This window comes from Arthrobacter sp. 05L417, from assembly GCF_056397865.1.
The window spans coordinates 100,968-117,730 of record NZ_JBFTOG010000013.1 but is presented as its reverse complement, the minus strand read 5'-3'; the positions used below and the strand labels follow the sequence as shown (position 1 = coordinate 117,730).

Genomic DNA, 16,763 nt, shown 5'->3' with positions numbered 1-16,763 from the left:
ATGTGACACAGGTTACTCCTCGGAGAAGGCTAGCGCCCTAGCCCGGCTTGAGTTCGTACCCCGCACCCCCGTGGTCCGCTTCAACGGTGGGTTCGTGGTGGATCCGGGCCTCCATGGTGCTCAATCTTCCGCCGCCGCCACCCCAGTGCAAGGCAATGATTTCGGCGGCGATGGAGACTGCTGTTTCCTCGGGCGTGCGGGACCCGAGGTCCAGGCCGATCGGGCTGGAGAGCTTCGCCAATTCGGCCTCGCTCAGGCCTGCTTCACGCAGCCGTTCCAATCGGTCGTGGTGCGTGCGCCGGGATCCCATCGCCCCCACATAGGCCACGTTGTGGCGCAGTGCCAACTCCAGCAGCGGCACGTCGAATTTCGGATCATGCGTCAGCACGCAGATCACGGTGCGTTCATCCACTTGGCCGGCACTGATCTGCGCCTGCAGGTAGCGGTGCGGCCATTCCACCACTACCTCGTCGGCTTGCGGGAACCGCGCAGCCGTAGCGAAAACCGCACGTGCGTCGCAGACCGTGACCCGGTAGCCCAGGAAGGTGCCTTGCTTGGCGACGGCGGCGGCGAAGTCGATCGCGCCGAACACCAGCATCCGCGGCTGCGGGGCGAAACTGAGGGCGAAAACGCGCATGCCTTCCCCGCGCCGCTGCCCGTCCGGTCCGTACATGAGGGTCGTGTTGCGGCCTGCGGCCAGCAGGCCCTGGACGTCGTCGGATACCGCATGGTCGGCACGCTCGCTGCCGAGGGAACCCACGAACCCCTCCGGGCGGACCACCAGGTGGCGGCCCAGCCACGCGGGATCGGGGTGTTCGATCACGGTTACGATGGCAACCGGACGGCCTGCACCGACGTCGTCCGCTACCTGGGCCAGTTCCGGGAAGTTCTCAGTGGAGACCGGCTCCACAAAAATGTCCAGGATCCCGCCGCAGGTGAGGCCGACCTCGAACGCGGCGTCGTCACTGATCCCGTAGCGCTGCAGCACCGGTTTGCCGGACTCGACCACCTTGGTGGCCAGTTCGTAGAGCGCTCCTTCGACGCACCCGCCGGATACCGAGCCCACCGCACTGCCGTCGGCGTCGACCATCATGGCGGCGCCGGCCGGCCGCGGTGCGGAGCGGAAGGTGCGCACCACCGTGCCGAGTCCTACTGTGTGGCCGGCCGCCATGGCAGCAACCAGATCGTCCAAGACCTCACGCATTGGCAACCACGTCCAACAACTCCTCGAAACTCTGCATTGAGTGCCCCCCTATAAAGAAGTCAACGTGCGGCAGCACTGCCCTGATTCCCCGTTGCAGGGGCTCGTACCCCGCTTTGCCGCGGTGCGGGTTGGACCAAATGATCCGCCTCGCCAGATGGTGCAGCCGCTCGGCCTGGCGTCCCAGCAGCGCGGGGTCGCCCCGCTCCCAGCCGTCGCTGGCAATCACGACGACGGCGCCGCGCACCATCACGCGCTGGCCCCAGCGGTCGTTGAAAGCCCGCAGCACCTCTCCAAGCCGGGTTCCTCCGGACCAGTCCGGGACGGTGCGGCCGGCGAGGGCCAAGGCATTTTCGGGATCAGGGACACGAAGCGCACTTGTCACGCGGGTCAGACGGGTGCCGATCGTGAACACCTCCACCTGGCGCGGAGCGGCTTCGACTACCCGGTGGGCCAAACGAAGCAGGCTGTCCGCGTAAGGTGCCATCGAACCTGAAACGTCGATCAACCAGACCATCCGGCGGGTTTTGCGCGGGGCCCGGGCGCGGCGAAGGGGCCCCGGTTCCCCGCCGCGGCGCAACTGGTCGCGCAGGGTCCGGACGCGGTCCACGTCGCCGTGCCGGTCGAGGTGCCTGCGCCGGGTCTGCCGGGTGGGCAAGCGCACCGGCAACTCCTCGAGCATCCGGTGCAGCAGCGCGCGTTCCGCGTCGTCCAGGACGGCTACGTCGCGGTGCCGCAGCAGCTCCCGGCGGCTGGCGAGCGCCCGCAACTGTTCCCGCCTACCTTCCGGCCCGCCGTCGTCGTCATCCAAAGTGGCAGCGCTGACTGACGTCGCTGAGTTTTCCAGGCGTTGGGCGGCGGAGTGTTCCACGGCAAACCAGGCCTCAAACGTCCGCTGGAAGGCGGGCAAGTCCTCGGGCGAGGCGCATAGCGTCGCGCGGCCGGCCCAGAACACGTCCGAACGGCGGTCCAACCTGAGCCTGCCGACGGCGTCGACGAAGCTGAGCGAGCGGTCCGCGGTCACTTTTACGCCGGCCGCACGCACGGCTGCAGCGAAGGCAAGGAGGATCTCTTCGGCGCTGTGTTCGGGGCTTTGTCCTGCCGTTGGCATGGGCTCAGCCGAGCATCCGGGCCAGGGCAGCCGATACGCGCTCGGTGTCCTCGCGGTACTTGCACAGCGCGCCGATGCTGGCCGCAGCCGAAGCCAGGTCAAGCTCGGCCCGGCCGAGCTGGTGCAGCGCGCGGGCCCAGTCCAGGGTCTCGGCGACGCCGGGAGGCTTCAGTACGTCGTCGGTGACCCGGATCTGCTGGACCGCGCGCACCACCTGCTCGGCCAGGAGCGCGGGCACTTGGGGGAGCCGGGTGCGCACAATCTCCACTTCGCGAGCCAGCCCGGGGTGGTCGATCCAGTGGTAGAGGCACCGGCGTTTGAGCGCATCGTGCAGGTCGCGGGTCCGGTTGGAGGTGAGCACCACGATCGGCGGGGTTTCGGCTTTGACCGTGCCGAACTCTGGGATGGAGACCTGGTAGGTGGAGAGCACCTCCAGCAGGAACGCCTCGAACTCGTCGTCGGCCCGGTCGATTTCGTCGATCAGCAGCACCGCCGGGCTTTGCTGCAGCGCTTTGAGGATGGGACGCGCGAGCAGGAACCGTTTGTCGTAAAGCGAACTTTCCAGTTCGGCCACGCTCAGCCGCGCGTCCATTCCCGCTCCGCCGCTGGCCTCCACACTGCGCAGATGCAGGATCTGGGCGGTGAAGTCCCAGTCATACAACGCCTGCGAGGCATCGATTCCCTCATAGCACTGCAATCGGATCAGCGGCAGCCCGAACCCTTCCGCCAGGGCCTCCGCGAGGGAGGTCTTGCCCGTGCCCGGTTCGCCCTCCAGAAGCAGCGGCCGTTCCATGCTCAGGGCGAGGTAGCCAATGGTGGCCAGGCCATCGTCGGCGAGGTAGCCGGTGGCGGCCAGCATTTCGGCCAGCGCTGTGGCGGAGCTGATCGACGTCTGCGTCATGGCACCAGCATAGGGTCACCGGCAGGGCTCCGGTCTGGTGGGCTACCCGCCGATGTATGACATCTCGATCTTGTGTGCCGCTGCGGGGTCTTGAGGCGTGTGCGAACTGCGCAGTTCCGAGTAGCGGTCCGCGCGGCCGCCCCACAGGGCGGACAACGCCGTCGAAAGTTCGACGTCGGACGCTCCGCCTCTCAGGAGTGCCCTCAGGTCCGTGCCGGCCGTGGCAAAGAGGCACGTGAACAGCTTCCCGTCGGCCGAGAGCCGGGCCCGGGTGCAGCCGCGGCAAAAGGCTTGGGTCACGCTCGAAATGACTCCGATTTCGCCGCTTCCGTCCGCGTAGCGCCAGCGATCCGAGGTCTCGCCGGGGTAGTTGGGGGCTACGGGCTCCAGAGGGAACACGGCGCCAATGCGGGCCAGGATCTCGGCTGAGGGCACCACTTCATCCATTTTCCAGCCGTTGGATGCTCCCACGTCCATGTACTCGATAAACCGCAGAATGAACCCGGATCCCTTGAAATGGCTGGCCATGGGAAGAATGTCCTGGTCGTTGGTCCCCCGCTTGACCACCATGTTGATCTTCACCGGCCCAAGTCCCGCGGCCTGGGCAACGTCCGCGGCGTGCAGGACCTTCGCCACGGGATAGCCGACGTCGTTCATGGCCTGGAAGGTCTCCTCCCGGAGGGAGTCCAGCGAGACCGTCACCCGGTCAAGCCCCGCATCCTTGAGCGCTTGCGCCTTCTGCGCCAGGACCGAGCCGTTCGTGGTCATGGCCAGGTCCGGCGCCAGCCCGTCGGGAGTGCGCAACCGGGCCAGCATCCGGACCAGCTCCTCGATGTCCTTCCGCAACAGGGGTTCCCCGCCGGTCAGCCGGATCTTCCGCACACCGTGTCCAACCGCGATCGACGCCAGCCGGGTGATTTCCTCAAACGTCAGCAGCTGGTCCCGGGGCATGAAAACGAAATCCCTGCCGAAGATCTCCTTGGGCATGCAGTAGACGCAGCGGAAATTGCATCGGTCCGTGACGGAAATCCGCAGGTCCCGCAAGGGCCGGTGGAAGGTGTCGGTGATGGAATTGGCGTCCATGCAGCGCCCTCTCAATGCGGTAGTAGTGCCAACCGCTTGTGCCTCTCCCAGAGTATGCCCGGTCCCGAGCGCCCACAATGGACCGCGGTCGGGCGAACGGCGGCGGAGCCGGACTCAGCCGATGGGCTCTGCCATCTTCTCCACAACATACTGGGCGTCCACCGACGTGCCGGTCACCGGATCGGTCATTTCCACCTTCCAGCTGCGGGCAAACTGGTCGACCCCCTGTTTCATTGCCACTGTGCCTGAAATGAGGACGGTGCCCGGCTGGTTCAGGCCGCGTTCTGCGAGCACCGCCAGCCAGTAGTCCGGGCTGAGGAGCGCCTCCAGCGAACTGTCCTGGATCAGGGTGTCCGGAGTTTCGCCGTCACCCACCCAGCCCTTGAGGGTGATCTTGTCCAAATGGTCGCGAACATCATCCAGGCGCCATGCTTTGCGTCCCAACACGTCCGGGCTGGCGTTCTTGCTCCAAGCCACGCCGTGGACTTCGAGTTCGCGATCCGTATGGTCGCACGCCACGGTCAAGAGCACGTCCTCATCGGTGATTACGAGCGCCCATTCGGCTTCGCCCGAGGTCCGGCCGTGCTGGACACGGACTTCCGAGACCTGTTGGGCCAGGTACGGGGACACCGGGTACAGCGCTGGCGTGGTTGCGGGGCCGGGAACGCCAAGTTCGGCCAGCTCGGCGATGTGGGCCTGCACTTCTTCCTGTTCGCGCCCTGCGTAGCCGGCGTTCAGGAGGTGCTTGACCTGGACATTCCGCTTGGTGCCATCGGGAAGTTCAAAGCTCAGAGTCGTCATTTTCTGTCCATCCTTTGCGTGTCCTGCTGGAGAAATTTTTCAAATCGGAAACCGGAAACAGTCGCCAATGTACATCCAGTATGCGTAATGTATACATTTAACGCCAGTGTGGCAGGCGTCACCGTAAACTTCTCGTGGAGGAAACCCATGGCCAACGTTCCAGTTCCGGCTTCCGGCGCAGCGCCGCGTCCCGGAAAGCCGATGCATCCCAAAGGCCTGTACAAGGCCTTTGCGGCAAGCCTCACCGGCACCGCGCTCGAGTGGTACGACTTTGCCGTCTACTCCGCCGCGGCCGCCGTCGTATTCCCCATCGTCTTTTTCCCGTCATCGGATCCCTTGACCGGGACCATCCTGGCGTTCTCCACCTACGCGGTGGGCTATGTCTCCCGTCCTGTGGGCGGCATCATTTTCGGCCGGCTCGGTGACCGCATCGGCCGCAAGAAGGTCCTCGTGACGACGCTGATGATCATCGGCGTCGCCACTGTGCTGATCGGGGTGCTGCCTGGCTACGGCAGCATCGGCATCTCGGCCCCGATCATCCTGGTGTTGCTGCGCTTCGCCCAAGGCGTGGGCGTCGGCGGCGAATGGGGCGGGGCAGTGCTGCTCTCCAGCGAATACGGCGATCCCCATCGGCGTGGCTTCTGGGCCTCCGCGGCCCAAGTCGGACCGCCGGCCGGCAACCTCATGGCCAACGGCATCTTGGCCGTCCTGACCGTTACGCTCAGCGAAGCGCAGTTCATCAGCTTCGGCTGGCGCATCGCCTTCCTGGTCTCGGCCGTGCTGGTGGGCTTCGGTCTCTGGATTCGGCTGAAGCTTGAAGATACCCCGATCTTCAAGGCCATTGAGGCCCATGGTGAACAGCCCAACGCCCCTGTCCGCGAAGTTTTCAGCAAGGAACTCCGGCCGCTCGTCGCTGCCACGCTGTGCCGGGTTGGCCCGGACGTGCTGTATGCCCTGTTTACCGTCTTCACCCTGAGCTACGGCATCCAGGTCCTCGGCTACGACCGCAGCCAGGTCCTCACCGCCGTGTTGATCGGCTCCGCGTTCCAGCTGTTCATGATCCCGCTGGCCGGTGCCGTATCCGATCGCTTCAACCGGCGCCTCGTCTACGGCATCGCGGCAGTGGTGGGAGCCGCCTGGACTTTCGTCTTCTTCGGAATCCTGGGCGGGCACAGCGAGCCGCTGCTGATCGCGGGAATTGTCCTGGGACTCATGGCGCACTCCTTCATGTACGGACCGCAGGCCGCCTTCATCGTGGAACAGTTCTCTCCGCGACTTCGGTCCACCGGGAGTTCGCTGGCTTACACCTTCGCCGGCGTGATCGGGGGCGCCATCGCACCCTTGATGTTCACGCTGCTGCTGTCCCAGTTCGGCACCTGGATTCCGGTTGCCATCTATGTGGCCGTGGCCGCCGTCGTCACCGCAGTGGGGTTGGCGCTCGGCCGGGACTCCAACACCGTGGAGGACGAGGACTATCGCCTGCTGCTGGAAGGATCTGCGGCGGCAAGCCGACAGTCCACCGTCGCGGAAACGCGCTGACTCTCACGTCATGCCTTCGAAAATCCTGACAAGCTGCGCTGGGCGGGCAGAAGATTCCTCAGGTGCGGAGCAGGATGTCCCGGGTCACCGCGAGGTGATGGTCGATGGCCTTCTGGGCCTTCGCCGCGTCGCCGGACATCAGGGCGTCGAGAATGTCCTGGTGCTCGGCGCACACCTGCTCGCGCCGGCCTCCGGTACGGAACAGCGCGGAGACGCCTACCAGAATCTGCCGGACGTGGAGCTTGCTGTACGTCCGGGAGATGAGCTCGTTGCCCGCCGCGTCGATGAGCTGCTGGTGGAACAGGGTGTCCAGGCGGATAAACTCGCGGGCCGCTTCCGGGCTCAGTTCCTCGGGAAGCTTCGCCTGCTGGTCAAGGGTTTCCTGCATCGTCCGGGCGGGAACCCGGCCTTGCTCGATGACCAGCTGGGCGGCGTGGCTTTCAAGGATCCCGCGCAGCTCCATCAATTCGGACATTTCCCGGCCGGTCACCGGAGGAACGTAAGCTCCGCGTTGGGGAATCAGTTCAACCAAGCCGTCCGAGACGAGCAGCAGGAGCGCCTCACGCACCGGCGTTCGCGATACGCCGATTTCCGCGGCCAGTTCCTGCTCGTTCAGGAACTTCCCCTGGACCTCGGGGTCGATCAGGATATTTTCACGCAGGTACGCGTACGCCTTCTCGCGGCCGGACGCCGCAGTCCCCGAACTTTTTCGCATACATCATGTATACAACAATCTGGAGTAAATTCATGCGTTTAGCCGTGGCACAAATCATCACGGGAGCCGATGTGGCCGCCAACCTGGAACTGATCCGAGAATACGCCACCCGCGCCAAAGCCGCCGGAGCCGAACTCGTGGTCTTTCCCGAAGCAGCGATGCGCGCCTTCGGCAATAGCCTGGCCGATATCGCCGAACCGCTGGACGGACCATGGGCCGAAGCGGTCCGCGGCCTTGCGCGGGAGCTGAACATCGCCGTCGTGGTGGGAATGTTCACTCCCGGCGCGGGCGGTCGGGTCCGGAACACCCTTTTGGTCACCGGCCCAGGGGTGGACACGTCCTACGACAAGATCCACCTCTTCGACGCCTTCGGCTTCGCGGAATCCGATTCGGTCGACGCCGGGACGTCCCCCGTAACCTTCGAACTCAACGGCACCGTGTTTGGCCTTTCCACCTGCTACGACGTGCGCTTTCCCGCCCTCTTCACAGCGAACGCCCGGGCAGGAGCGCAGGTCAACATTGTCTGCGCCTCGTGGGGCGCCGGAGAAGGCAAAGCCGGGCAGTGGGACTTGCTGGTGCGGGCCCGCGCAGTGGACAGCACCACCTTCGTGGTGGCGTGCGGCCAAGGCAACCCGGCCAGTGTCGGCCTGCCCACCACCGGCACCGCGCCCACGGGAATAGGGCGCAGTGCCGTGATCTCGCCACTGGGTGCCGTGATGGTGGCCCTCGGGGAAATGCCTGAACTCGCCGTCGTCGACATCGATCCGTCTGTTGTGGAAGAAGTCCGGGGCAAGCTTCCGGTCCTGGCGAATGCCCGGGATCTTTAGCGGCCGCCGTCGCCGTCTTCTTTGAGGGCCAGCCAGTAGGCCGAGCCGTCGGACGTTCGGCTCACGAAACCGGAGTCCACCAGGTACCGCCTGAGCATTGGCACGTCTCCAGTGAACCGGGCGATACGTTCGTTGAGCTCTCGTTCCGCCACCCGCTCACCGCTGTCCAGGACGCGTGTGGCCACCCAATCGAGAAGCTTGAGTCGGTCTGCTTCCCGCGCGGGATAGCGATCGATACGCCCGTCCGCGGTCAAGAAGCGCTCGACGCCGGAGGGGCTGGGCGCCGACGAGAGGCTCGCCAGCGCGTCCCGGAAGGCATGCTCGCGGATGCGGTAGCGGACACTGCCTTCGGTCTCGACCGTTTCGACCAGCCCCGCCTGGTTCAGGAGCGTGAGCGCCCGTTCGAGTTTTGCCGGCGAGAGCGAGCTGCCCGGGGTTCCGCCAACGCTGATCTCAGCGAAGACTTTCCGGGCTTGCGCGTTTGCCAGCGCCGCGAGGAGGCGCCGCGCATCCGGCGTCGTCGATGAGTCGCTCCCCATGGGCCCAGCATAGGCACAAATGGGCGCCCCGTCCTGACCTTCTTTCGTTTCGGAAAGCGCTTACGACACGGCGAGTCGTGTCATTTCAGGGCTTTCGCGCGGCAAAGAAGGTCAGGACGGACAGGCCACGTTCGACTCAGGCGGCCGGGATGTCTTCGAAGATGACTTGGTCCAGCAGGACATGGCCCCAGCTTCCCGTGCCGTTATCGACCACCTGAAGCTGTGCGCTCTGACCAATCAGATCGGAGACGTTCCACGACGTCCAGGCGAGGCGTTCGCTGTTCTGGCCCGTCGCGGTGCGGACCACTTGCCCGTTGACCACAAGATTCACCGTGGTCTGATTGTCCGGTTCACCGCCAACCGCGTTCGGCACGCTGCTGAACACGATCTGGTCCACCATGATGTGGCCCCAGGATCCGCTTGCGTGGTCGATGACCTGGATTTGGGCCTTCTGCCCCACGAGCGTGTGGACGTCCCAGTTCACGTTCGACATCGTCGATGAGTTCTGGCCCGTTGCCGTACGGACTACCTGCCCGTTGACGAGGAGGTTCACCGCAGCGGCACCCGACTGGCCCCAGGGGTGGTTTCCTCCCGCGATGAGGAAGTCGATGTAGTCCCGCGTGATCGTGAACGTCGGCGATGTGATCGCGCCCGTGGCCCCATCACCTCCTCCGACGTACGTGTCGAGGACCTTGGAGCCGAGCTGGTTGGGGAGGGATTCCGCCGTCGGGCCTTGGCCGGCGTAACTGCCTGACGCCGTCCAGCCGGCACCCCACGTCGCGCCCTCGAAGTCGGCAAAGACGTCCGACGGCCGTGGGTTGTTCCCGCCTCCCTCGAGGAAGTTGACGTACGAGTGGCCGATGGTGAACGACGGCGAGGTCAGCGTTCCGGTCGACGCGTCGCCGCCGTTGAAACTGTTGACGAGCTTGTTCCCGAGGTAGCCCGTGACGGGCTGTTGGTTGGGGAGAGCCCCGCTGGCGGGCCCGGAACCGAAGGCCGCTCCCGCCGTCGTCCATGAACCATAGGTGCTGCCCTCGAAGTCTGCGTACGGCGCCGCGGGGTTCGCCTGTTCGGTGATGTTGGCGAATTCCGTGATCGAGAGGTTGGCGAAGTTTGCGCTGCCGCCGATCGTGTAGAGGGAGATCCCGGTGTCCGACGACGTGAAGAAGTCCTGGTTCGAGAGTGCGATCCGGCCGTCGTCGGCGAAGACCTCCACGCTGCCGTGGTCCACGAGAATCCGGAGGTGCACGGAGGTCGTGCCCGAGGCGAGCGGCGCCTGGGACTGCTGGTACGTGCCGAAGGAATACGGCACTTGGTCCTGCGCGGAGCGATCGACGTAGAGGTTGCCCCCGTAGACGCCGATGTTCGTATGCCGGCTGCCGTCCTTGTTCTCACCGACGGAGATACCGACGTTGTTGAGGGTGGTCCAGCTGACGTCCGCATCGAGCTCGTAGGCGGAGCCGTGGTAGTCGAGGGTTGTCCGTCCGTTGACCGTGGCGTTGGCGGGCTTCACGGTTTTAGTGGCGTAGTTGGCAAGATTCGGGGTCGGCTGGGATAGGAGGCTGTAGACACCGCTGCCCTCGGACTTGAGGCTGAGCTGGCGCACCACGGACATCTGGCCGTTGTAGTTGTCCGTGGAGTCCGTCGGTACGGTGTGCGGCGCGTAGTGCCAGTTGTTCATCCAGCCGATCGCGTAACGGGAGGTATCGGGATTCGCGGCGTCCGGCCAGGTCACCGAGGCGTACCAGTCCGAGCCCCAGTCGAGCCACTGCGGGTCCGTCTGGTCCGCGACGAACGCCGAGCCGTTCCACGTTCCGGTCCAGTACGCGTAGGTGTCCGGCTTGCCGCTATAGTCGCCCTGCATGCTCCCGGCCATGATCCAATGCCAGCTGCCGTCGTTGGCCTTCATTTGGAAGATGTCCGGGCACTCAACACCGCCGATGTTCGGGGTGGTGTAGCTGAAGTCAGTTTGGTGCGTCCAGGTCTTGATGTCCGGCGAGGTGTAGAACGTGATTTTCTGCTGACGGCCGATCGCGGCTACCCAATTCGAGTGCGCTGCGTCCCAAACGATCTTCGGGTCGCGGAACCAATCCGAGGCGTCCGGGTTGGCGATGACCGGCGCGCCGTACTGCGTGAAGGTTGTCCCGCCGTCGGTCGAGTACCAGAGGTATTGCGACTGCTGGAACGGGTCACCGTCAGTGGGCTGCGTGGCGAGCGCGACGACGGCGCCCGCGCCGAAGCCCGCGGTGTTGTTGGTGTCGACCACTGAGGAGCCGGTCCAGACGGGGAAATTGCTTTGGAGGGGGAGGGCGTCGCCTTGGTCGTTGAACACCACAGTGTCCGACGACGTCGCGTGTCGCCACCCGCCGGGGCCGTTGTCCTGGTTGCTGTGAAGGTAATACAGGTTGTACTTGCCGTTGAGATAGATGGGCCGCTGAGGGTCGCTCAGCCATCCTGACGGCGGGGTCATGTGGTACACGGCCCGCATTGGCGGTGCGGTCGCACTGCCGACGGCTCCTGCGCCGGGGATGTCCCCGGTAACTATGGTGGTCGTGAAAAACATCGTGAGTGCGGCGAAGAGGGCGAGCATGCTCGCCCTCTTCGACAGCCTCCTTGCTGAGCGGGCCATAAAATCTCCGGGTCTCGGTGAGGACTACTCGATCGCCGATAGCTCTGCATCGAGCCTCTGCACACGGCGTTGTTGAGCAGGCGGGGGAGCTTGTGGTGGAGCTAAGGATTTCTGATTAAACGCTTAATCACGGAAAGAGTAACTGGTGATGAGTTTGTGATCAAGCGTTTAAGCGGATTATTTTAGTTGGCCACACGGGCGGTGAGGCGGCTCATGAGGGCGCGCCGGATCCGCTGGGCTGGTTGTTCGACCGCCACGCAGCTCAGGAAACCGAGGGGCCAGGACGCCATGAGAGCGAGCGCAGCAAACCCGAGCACGGGAAAATGTGATGGCACGTGGGCTGCGGCGAGGAGCTGTTGGATCGGCCATCCGTAGATGTAGATCCCGTAGGAGATGTCGTAGCGGGACCCGATGGCGGACGCGCTGCCGATTGAACCGATCGACAGGATGAGATACGCAAACGGCAGTGGGGCGAGGGCTGTACCGTAGCCCGTGGCGAGGGCGCCCCAGACGGCGAGTGCGGCGAGAATGCCTGGCGCCGCACCGACGCGGACTCTGTGCCTCTGGGTGGCAAGGAGGGATCCCGCCATGAAGATCGCGAGCAACGGGAGGACGAACTCGGTGCGGTTCGGCCCGAAGCCGCCTGCGAGGAGCTTTCCGAAGACCGCTCCCGTGGATGCGGCAAAAAGCAGGAATATTGCAGTGGCCGTGCCTCGCCTGCTCTCCGGAATCCTACGGAGCAGGAACACGATCACGGCGATGATGACGTAGCAGAACCCCTCCCAGGTGAGAGTCCATAGGGGGCCGTTCCAGTCAAAGCGGTCGTTGTTGCCCCAGAGGGACGTCCCGATGGCGGGTGTGTCCATAACGCCGATGCTGAGTGCCAGGGCCGCGCCGAGGAAGGTCAACGCTCCGCGCGGGTCGTAGGTCCCGTGCGTCAGGAGGGCGCCAAGCGGTGCGGCCACGAAGGCAACAGCAAGCGCGGCGACCACGAGGGCAGGATAGATGCGGGCGAGTCGGGCTGCGGCGTACTCCAGCACTGTGTCCGAGCGTTCTGCGCTGACGGTAATGAGATAGCCGGAGATGGCGAAGAAGCCCATGACGCCTGCGGTGCCAAGCTTGATCCCGTAAAGCGAGGGTTCCGGGCCGTAGCCGCCTAGCCACCAGGAGTGGGAGACGATCACGGCTGCTGCGAAGACCAAGCGCACGGCGTTCAGCGAGTTTCGTCCGGAGCCCAGTGCGCGACCCAGGGTGCGGGTGCCGAGTATGGCCAGGCCCGGACGGTCCACGGCTGTCGTTGGGGTCTTCATGGGCTGGTCATTTCTATTTCATGCCCAGGACTGTTCGGGTGATCTTCTTGAGTGTGACCTGGCTAACATTCTTGACTGAATCTACACGAGTAGATCTGAGGAGGTCAAGCAACTTTACCTTCGTCCCGGTTCTCGTGCGAAACAATGAGTAGATGGGGGAACTGTCAAGGCTTTCGCTTAGGGGACGCCCATCCCGGACCTTTGGGCTGGGCGTGGTTTGTGCAGTCCTGACTCTAGGTGCGGCGTCGGGATGTGCATCACCTCAAGGCCAACCGCCTTGCTTGCCTCCAAAATTTTCCGTAAATCCCGAGGTCGCAAAGGTGGGTGACGAGCTAACCATCAGCGCCCCCGACGCCCAGTGCAATCCGCGCTACGGTGCCAATGCTCTCGTCGAACTCAAAGTTACGGACGCTGCTGGTATCAAACTCGTCGACAAGACGGCGCCAATGAGTGACAAGGGCGGCTTCACTTTCACGTTTGTCCTCCCGAAAGGTGCCGCCCCAGGAGAGGCAAAGGTAGTCGCCATGCCTCACAACATCGACTGGTGTGATGACACGGGACACAACAACCGCGTGAGCGGCAACGCCACTTTGCAGCGCGCTTCCTGTGCTGTCCCAGAGAAATCGTTCAACGTAACACCCTAGTCGCGCGCGACAGCCACCCTCAATCAGCCCGTCGATAGTGCAAGGCGACCGCGCCGTTGCTGAGCGGCTGCGCCGCGATCAGGTCGAGGCGTCGGGTGCTAGGCAGTCCGCCCTGGTACAGGGTGGGACCGTGGCCGGCAATCCTGGGATGAACAAGGAACTTGTACTCGTCAATCAGATTCAGTTGGTCCAGCCCTGTCGCAAGTTTGCCGCTGCCGACGAGCACCCCGCCGGGAGTCGCATCCTTGAGATCCTGCACCGCCGTGCGCAGGGCGCCGACGACGTGGTGGCTGTTGGTCCACGGGAAGTCGCTTCGCGTCGACGACACAACGTACTTCGGCTTGGCCTCCAGCTTGAGCGCCCACTCGCGCATCGCAGGCGGCGCGTCCTCGTCGCCGCGGGCGACCGCTGGCCAGTAGCTCTCCATCATCTCGTAGGTGGTGCGGCCCCAGAGCATTGCGCCCCCCTCGTCCATGAGGCGGGTGAAGTAGGCGTGCGTCTCGTCGTCGGCGATGCCTTCCTGGTGGTCAACGCAACCATCCAGGGTGACGTTGATGCTGAACGTTTGGAGACCCATACGATGATTCTAGGCCGCCCACTTAACGACGCCTCAACTATCACCGCCTTGCCACGGAGGGTATTCGCTGGACTAGTTAACGGGTAGCACGGCGGGCTCTCCTCTACTCAATTCCGTGCAAGGATGCGCAGGTCTCCATTCGAGTAGCGGAACCTCTAGTATTTTGTCCAGTCGAGCGCCTTAATCCTTGCTATGAACAAGGTGAACAGCTGGATCGAGCTACTCGGCGGCTGGTGTTTGGGGCGGCGTCCAAGGACGTCGGATACTCGGCACATGATCGGATCATGGGCGGCAAAAGCGATGCTTAGCTTCATCGTATTTGAGTGGGTCGTTCAGCTTGGGTGGAAAGGCAATGGAACCTACAGCTACGCATCGAACTACGTCAGCGACCTCGGCGCGGTACATTGCGACGACATCGGCAACCCTGCCCGCTACGTGTGTTCTCCGTCCTTCGCTGCGATGGATCTGGCTCTTATCTTCATCGGCGTGAACGTCGTGGTAGCGGCCTGTCTCATCACTTCACCGGTGCTCTGGATTGCAGCACATGCCGGCGACCTTGATGACGCGTACAAGGCGTTACGCCGGGACAAAACTGACGGCAAGATTCGAATGCAGCCCACCGGTTTTGCCAAAGCAACGACAACCATCATTCGTTGGTCGCTCGCCGTTACCGGGCTGGCTATTTTCGCCATCGGCGTCTTCCCCGAAGACTATCCAAATGCAGGCCACACTATTGGCATCCACGACCCCGCCGTCGTCATTCTGTCGTTGGGCATCTTCGTAACGCTCGTCTCGATCGGCGTGCTCTGGTTCAGGCGGACCGACGCAAGCCTTTGGTTTTTCGGACTGGCCATCGTCGCTGGCGTATCGGGATTGTTGATGCTGCTCACCGGCGGTAAAACAGAATTCTCAGGCATTTTTGAGCGTGGCGTCATCTACGCGTTCATTGCTGGCCTGGCCATCCTTGGCTTCATGGTCAGCTCCGCGGCCCATCATGAGCGCGTTGGCCACCTTCAGCCGCGACCAGCCACAAGGCCGCTATGGGGGCCTCGCCAGGCCGGGCGGCTTGTCGCACCGTTCAGGCGGCGTCATGCGACCGTACTCGAGATTTAGCAGTCGACCATGCTGCGGGAACCCGCACCAAATTTGCACCACCACGCCCCGAGAATGCAGAAAACCCCTGGCTAACCAGGGGTTTTCATTTGGCGGTGACGGTGGGATTTGAACCCACGTTGGCTTTTACACCAAACAACATTTCGAGTGTTGCACCTTCGGCCGCTCGGACACGTCACCAACTGAAATAGGGTACCGGAGTGGAGGCCTGTTCCCCAAAACGGCCCCGCCTGGCCGGCCGCGGACGACGGCCCGGCCTTCCCAAGCACAGCCCTCCTAAGTGCCGTCCCTTCCGCAATCGCAGCCGCAGGGCTAGATTCGCAAGCACCATGACTCTCCCGCAGCAGCCGGCACCCCAGCGAGCACAAACGCACCGACAGACGGCCCTGGCCTACTGGACCGTGGGCCCCTGCCAAGGTGAGCTCCGGAGCGAAGACCTTCCGGCGCCGGCCCAGGGTGAGGTTCTGGTCCGTGCCTTGTACTCGGGAATCAGCAGGGGCACAGAGCTCGTGGTCCATGAAGCGCACGTGCCTCCGCGGATTGCGAAGAAGATGCGGGCACCCCATCAAACCGGGGATTTTCCCGCGCCGGTCAAGTTCGGTTATCTGTCGGTCGGCGTCGTTGAAGAGGGCCCCGAAGACTGGATCGGCCAGAGCGTCTTCTGCCTGCACCCGCATCAGGACCGCTACGTCGTCCCGCTCACCTCACTTACGCGAATCCCCGACGGCGTGCCGGCCCGCCGGGCTGTGCTCACCGGCATCGTGGAGATCGCCCTGAATGCCCTGTGGGAGGCCGGCCCCCGCCTCGGTGACAGGATCGCCGTCGTCGGCGCCGGACTCGTGGGCGGCATGACCGCAGCGCTCCTCCGCGGCTTTCCGCTGGAACGCCTGCAACTGGTGGAGACGGATCCGGGAAAGCGCGGGTTCGTGGAATCCCTGGGCGTGGAGTTCGTGCATCCGGACGACGCGCAGCAGGATTGCGACATCGTGTTCCACTGCTCGGCGACGGATGAAGGACTGGCCCGCAGCCTGCAGTTAGTGGGGGACGAGGGCGAGATCATCGAGATGTCCTGGTACGGGAACCGGGCTGTTTCCCTCCCGCTGGGGGAGGACTTCCACGCCCGGCGCCTCTCCATCCGTGCGAGCCAGGTGGGAGTGGTGGCACGTTCGCGCAGGCACCGCCGCACTTCAAGCGAGCGGCTGGAGCTGGCAGTGTCCCTCCTGCGGGACCCTGTCTTCGACGCTTTCCTGACGGGAGAGTCGCAGTTCGAGGAGCTCCCCGGCGTCTTCGACGGCCTGGAAAACGGGGAACTGGACGACCTTTGCCACATCATTGCCTACCCCAAAGACAGGAAGGCCTAACGATGTTCAGCCTCACCGTCCGCCGGCACTTCATGATCGCCCACAGCCTTCCGCGGGAGTCGTTCGGCCCGGCGCAGGGACTCCACGGGGCCACTTTCGTTGCCGAGGTGACGTTCCGCCGGGCCGAACTGAACGGCGACGCGATCGTCCTGGACATCGGCGCAGCCGGAACCATCTTGGACGACGTCCTTGCCGGCCTCAACTACAAGAACCTCGATGAGCACCCCGACTTCGCCGGGCAGCTCACGACGACGGAAGTGCTGGCCCGCTTCATCGCTGTAGCGGTTGCCGCTAAGGTTCGCGGGAGCGACGACGGCGGTGCGCTCGCCGGCGTCGACGTCCTTCTCCGGGAACATCCCGACGCCTGGGCGGGCTTCTCGTTGGATTTCGAGCGATAGCTCGCGCGGGACTG

At 64.4% G+C, this 16,763-nt stretch carries 16 protein-coding genes and 1 tRNA gene; 6 read left to right on the top strand and 11 right to left on the bottom strand.

Annotated elements, in window-relative coordinates; translation table 11 throughout:
• Positions 1 to 37: 37 nt before the first annotated feature.
• The 5 genes from AC1DJW_RS12215 to AC1DJW_RS12195 form a co-directional block, all read right to left on the bottom strand.
• Positions 38 to 1,204: an XdhC family protein gene (locus AC1DJW_RS12215; RefSeq protein WP_476901522.1), complete on the bottom strand. Its 1,167-nt coding sequence runs from the start codon at positions 1,202 to 1,204 to the stop codon at positions 38 to 40.
• A complete protein-coding gene (locus AC1DJW_RS12210) occupies positions 1,197 to 2,312 on the bottom strand; it encodes a vWA domain-containing protein (protein ID WP_476901521.1) in 1,116 nt (371 codons plus the stop codon). Before AC1DJW_RS12210 ends, AC1DJW_RS12215 begins: the two co-directional genes overlap by 8 nt.
• A gap of 4 nt (positions 2,313 to 2,316) precedes the next feature.
• The gene (locus tag AC1DJW_RS12205; RefSeq protein WP_284988719.1) at positions 2,317 to 3,213 is read right to left on the bottom strand and encodes an AAA family ATPase; all 897 of its coding nucleotides are present in this window, start codon (positions 3,211 to 3,213) and stop codon (positions 2,317 to 2,319) included.
• 42 nt (positions 3,214 to 3,255) lie between these two features.
• The gene (gene moaA / locus AC1DJW_RS12200) at positions 3,256 to 4,296 is read right to left on the bottom strand and encodes a GTP 3',8-cyclase MoaA (protein WP_476901520.1); all 1,041 of its coding nucleotides are present in this window, start codon (positions 4,294 to 4,296) and stop codon (positions 3,256 to 3,258) included.
• A 114-nt stretch (positions 4,297 to 4,410) separates the two neighbouring features.
• Positions 4,411 to 5,097: a DUF2848 domain-containing protein gene (locus tag AC1DJW_RS12195; protein WP_284753155.1), complete on the bottom strand. Its 687-nt coding sequence runs from the start codon at positions 5,095 to 5,097 to the stop codon at positions 4,411 to 4,413.
• Between the two features lie 147 nt (positions 5,098 to 5,244).
• Between AC1DJW_RS12195 and AC1DJW_RS12190 the strand changes: the two genes are divergently transcribed.
• Positions 5,245 to 6,636: an MFS transporter gene (locus tag AC1DJW_RS12190; protein WP_390281260.1), complete on the top strand. Its 1,392-nt coding sequence runs from the start codon at positions 5,245 to 5,247 to the stop codon at positions 6,634 to 6,636.
• Between the two features lie 58 nt (positions 6,637 to 6,694).
• On the opposite strand, the gene AC1DJW_RS12185 is transcribed toward AC1DJW_RS12190, so the two are convergent.
• Entirely contained in the window at positions 6,695 to 7,351 is a 657-nt protein-coding gene (locus tag AC1DJW_RS12185) for a GntR family transcriptional regulator (protein ID WP_284753157.1), read from the bottom strand.
• Positions 7,352 to 7,383: 32 nt separating this feature from the next.
• Between AC1DJW_RS12185 and AC1DJW_RS12180 the strand changes: the two genes are divergently transcribed.
• Positions 7,384 to 8,178 carry a carbon-nitrogen hydrolase family protein gene (locus AC1DJW_RS12180; RefSeq protein ID WP_476901519.1) on the top strand — a complete coding sequence of 265 codons (795 nt, stop codon included), beginning with the start codon at positions 7,384 to 7,386 and terminating at the stop codon, positions 8,176 to 8,178.
• Here AC1DJW_RS12180 and AC1DJW_RS12175 read toward each other — a convergent pair.
• From AC1DJW_RS12175 to AC1DJW_RS12165, 3 genes are all read right to left on the bottom strand, one after another.
• Positions 8,175 to 8,717, bottom strand: coding sequence for a DUF2087 domain-containing protein (locus tag AC1DJW_RS12175; RefSeq protein ID WP_476901518.1), 543 nt, complete (start codon positions 8,715 to 8,717; stop codon positions 8,175 to 8,177). The genes AC1DJW_RS12180 and AC1DJW_RS12175 overlap by 4 nt on opposite strands.
• Before the next feature lie 136 nt (positions 8,718 to 8,853).
• The gene (locus tag AC1DJW_RS12170; protein WP_476901517.1) at positions 8,854 to 11,307 is read right to left on the bottom strand and encodes a glycoside hydrolase family 32 protein; all 2,454 of its coding nucleotides are present in this window, start codon (positions 11,305 to 11,307) and stop codon (positions 8,854 to 8,856) included.
• A 221-nt stretch (positions 11,308 to 11,528) separates the two neighbouring features.
• Positions 11,529 to 12,656 carry an acyltransferase family protein gene (locus AC1DJW_RS12165; protein WP_476901516.1) on the bottom strand — a complete coding sequence of 376 codons (1,128 nt, stop codon included), beginning with the start codon at positions 12,654 to 12,656 and terminating at the stop codon, positions 11,529 to 11,531.
• 320 nt (positions 12,657 to 12,976) lie between these two features.
• Between AC1DJW_RS12165 and AC1DJW_RS12160 the strand changes: the two genes are divergently transcribed.
• Entirely contained in the window at positions 12,977 to 13,300 is a 324-nt protein-coding gene (locus AC1DJW_RS12160; protein WP_476901515.1) for a hypothetical protein, read from the top strand.
• A gap of 19 nt (positions 13,301 to 13,319) precedes the next feature.
• Here the strand turns inward: AC1DJW_RS12160 and AC1DJW_RS12155 are convergent, their stop codons facing one another.
• Positions 13,320 to 13,877, bottom strand: a complete 558-nt coding sequence (locus tag AC1DJW_RS12155) for a dihydrofolate reductase family protein (RefSeq protein WP_476901514.1) — start codon at positions 13,875 to 13,877, stop codon at positions 13,320 to 13,322.
• A gap of 273 nt (positions 13,878 to 14,150) precedes the next feature.
• On the opposite strand from AC1DJW_RS12155, the gene AC1DJW_RS12150 reads away from it, so the two are divergent.
• Positions 14,151 to 14,990: a DUF998 domain-containing protein gene (locus tag AC1DJW_RS12150; protein ID WP_476901513.1), complete on the top strand. Its 840-nt coding sequence runs from the start codon at positions 14,151 to 14,153 to the stop codon at positions 14,988 to 14,990.
• A 90-nt stretch (positions 14,991 to 15,080) separates the two neighbouring features.
• Here the strand turns inward: AC1DJW_RS12150 and AC1DJW_RS12145 are convergent.
• A tRNA-Ser gene (locus tag AC1DJW_RS12145) sits at positions 15,081 to 15,170 on the bottom strand.
• A 149-nt stretch (positions 15,171 to 15,319) separates the two neighbouring features.
• Between AC1DJW_RS12145 and AC1DJW_RS12140 the strand changes: the two genes are divergently transcribed.
• Together AC1DJW_RS12140 and AC1DJW_RS12135 are read left to right on the top strand one after the other, a co-directional pair.
• A complete protein-coding gene (locus AC1DJW_RS12140; RefSeq protein WP_476901512.1) occupies positions 15,320 to 16,351 on the top strand; it encodes a dehydrogenase in 1,032 nt (343 codons plus the stop codon).
• 2 nt (positions 16,352 to 16,353) lie between these two features.
• A complete protein-coding gene (locus AC1DJW_RS12135) occupies positions 16,354 to 16,749 on the top strand; it encodes a 6-pyruvoyl trahydropterin synthase family protein (RefSeq protein WP_476901511.1) in 396 nt (131 codons plus the stop codon).
• Positions 16,750 to 16,763: the final 14 nt, after the last annotated feature.

Excerpts from the sequence above, each read along its gene's own strand:
- AC1DJW_RS12180 (WP_476901519.1), top strand. The coding sequence starts at position 7,384 with ATGCGTTTAGCCGTGGCACAAATCATCACGGGAGCCGATGTGGCCGCC.
- AC1DJW_RS12150 (WP_476901513.1), top strand. The coding sequence starts at position 14,151 with ATGATCGGATCATGGGCGGCAAAAGCGATGCTTAGCTTCATCGTATTT.
- AC1DJW_RS12135 (WP_476901511.1), top strand. The coding sequence starts at position 16,354 with ATGTTCAGCCTCACCGTCCGCCGGCACTTCATGATCGCCCACAGCCTT.
- AC1DJW_RS12175 (WP_476901518.1), bottom strand. The coding sequence starts at position 8,717 with ATGGGGAGCGACTCATCGACGACGCCGGATGCGCGGCGCCTCCTCGCG.
- AC1DJW_RS12210 (WP_476901521.1), bottom strand. The coding sequence starts at position 2,312 with ATGCCAACGGCAGGACAAAGCCCCGAACACAGCGCCGAAGAGATCCTC.
- AC1DJW_RS12215 (WP_476901522.1), bottom strand. The coding sequence starts at position 1,204 with ATGCGTGAGGTCTTGGACGATCTGGTTGCTGCCATGGCGGCCGGCCAC.
- AC1DJW_RS12205 (WP_284988719.1), bottom strand. The coding sequence starts at position 3,213 with ATGACGCAGACGTCGATCAGCTCCGCCACAGCGCTGGCCGAAATGCTG.
- AC1DJW_RS12170 (WP_476901517.1), bottom strand. The coding sequence starts at position 11,307 with ATGCTCGCCCTCTTCGCCGCACTCACGATGTTTTTCACGACCACCATA.
- AC1DJW_RS12185 (WP_284753157.1), bottom strand. The coding sequence starts at position 7,351 with ATGCGAAAAAGTTCGGGGACTGCGGCGTCCGGCCGCGAGAAGGCGTAC.
- AC1DJW_RS12140 (WP_476901512.1), top strand. The coding sequence starts at position 15,320 with ATGACTCTCCCGCAGCAGCCGGCACCCCAGCGAGCACAAACGCACCGA.
- AC1DJW_RS12195 (WP_284753155.1), bottom strand. The coding sequence starts at position 5,097 with ATGACGACTCTGAGCTTTGAACTTCCCGATGGCACCAAGCGGAATGTC.
- AC1DJW_RS12190 (WP_390281260.1), top strand. The coding sequence starts at position 5,245 with ATGGCCAACGTTCCAGTTCCGGCTTCCGGCGCAGCGCCGCGTCCCGGA.
- AC1DJW_RS12155 (WP_476901514.1), bottom strand. The coding sequence starts at position 13,877 with ATGGGTCTCCAAACGTTCAGCATCAACGTCACCCTGGATGGTTGCGTT.
- moaA (WP_476901520.1), bottom strand. The coding sequence starts at position 4,296 with ATGGACGCCAATTCCATCACCGACACCTTCCACCGGCCCTTGCGGGAC.
- AC1DJW_RS12165 (WP_476901516.1), bottom strand. The coding sequence starts at position 12,656 with ATGAAGACCCCAACGACAGCCGTGGACCGTCCGGGCCTGGCCATACTC.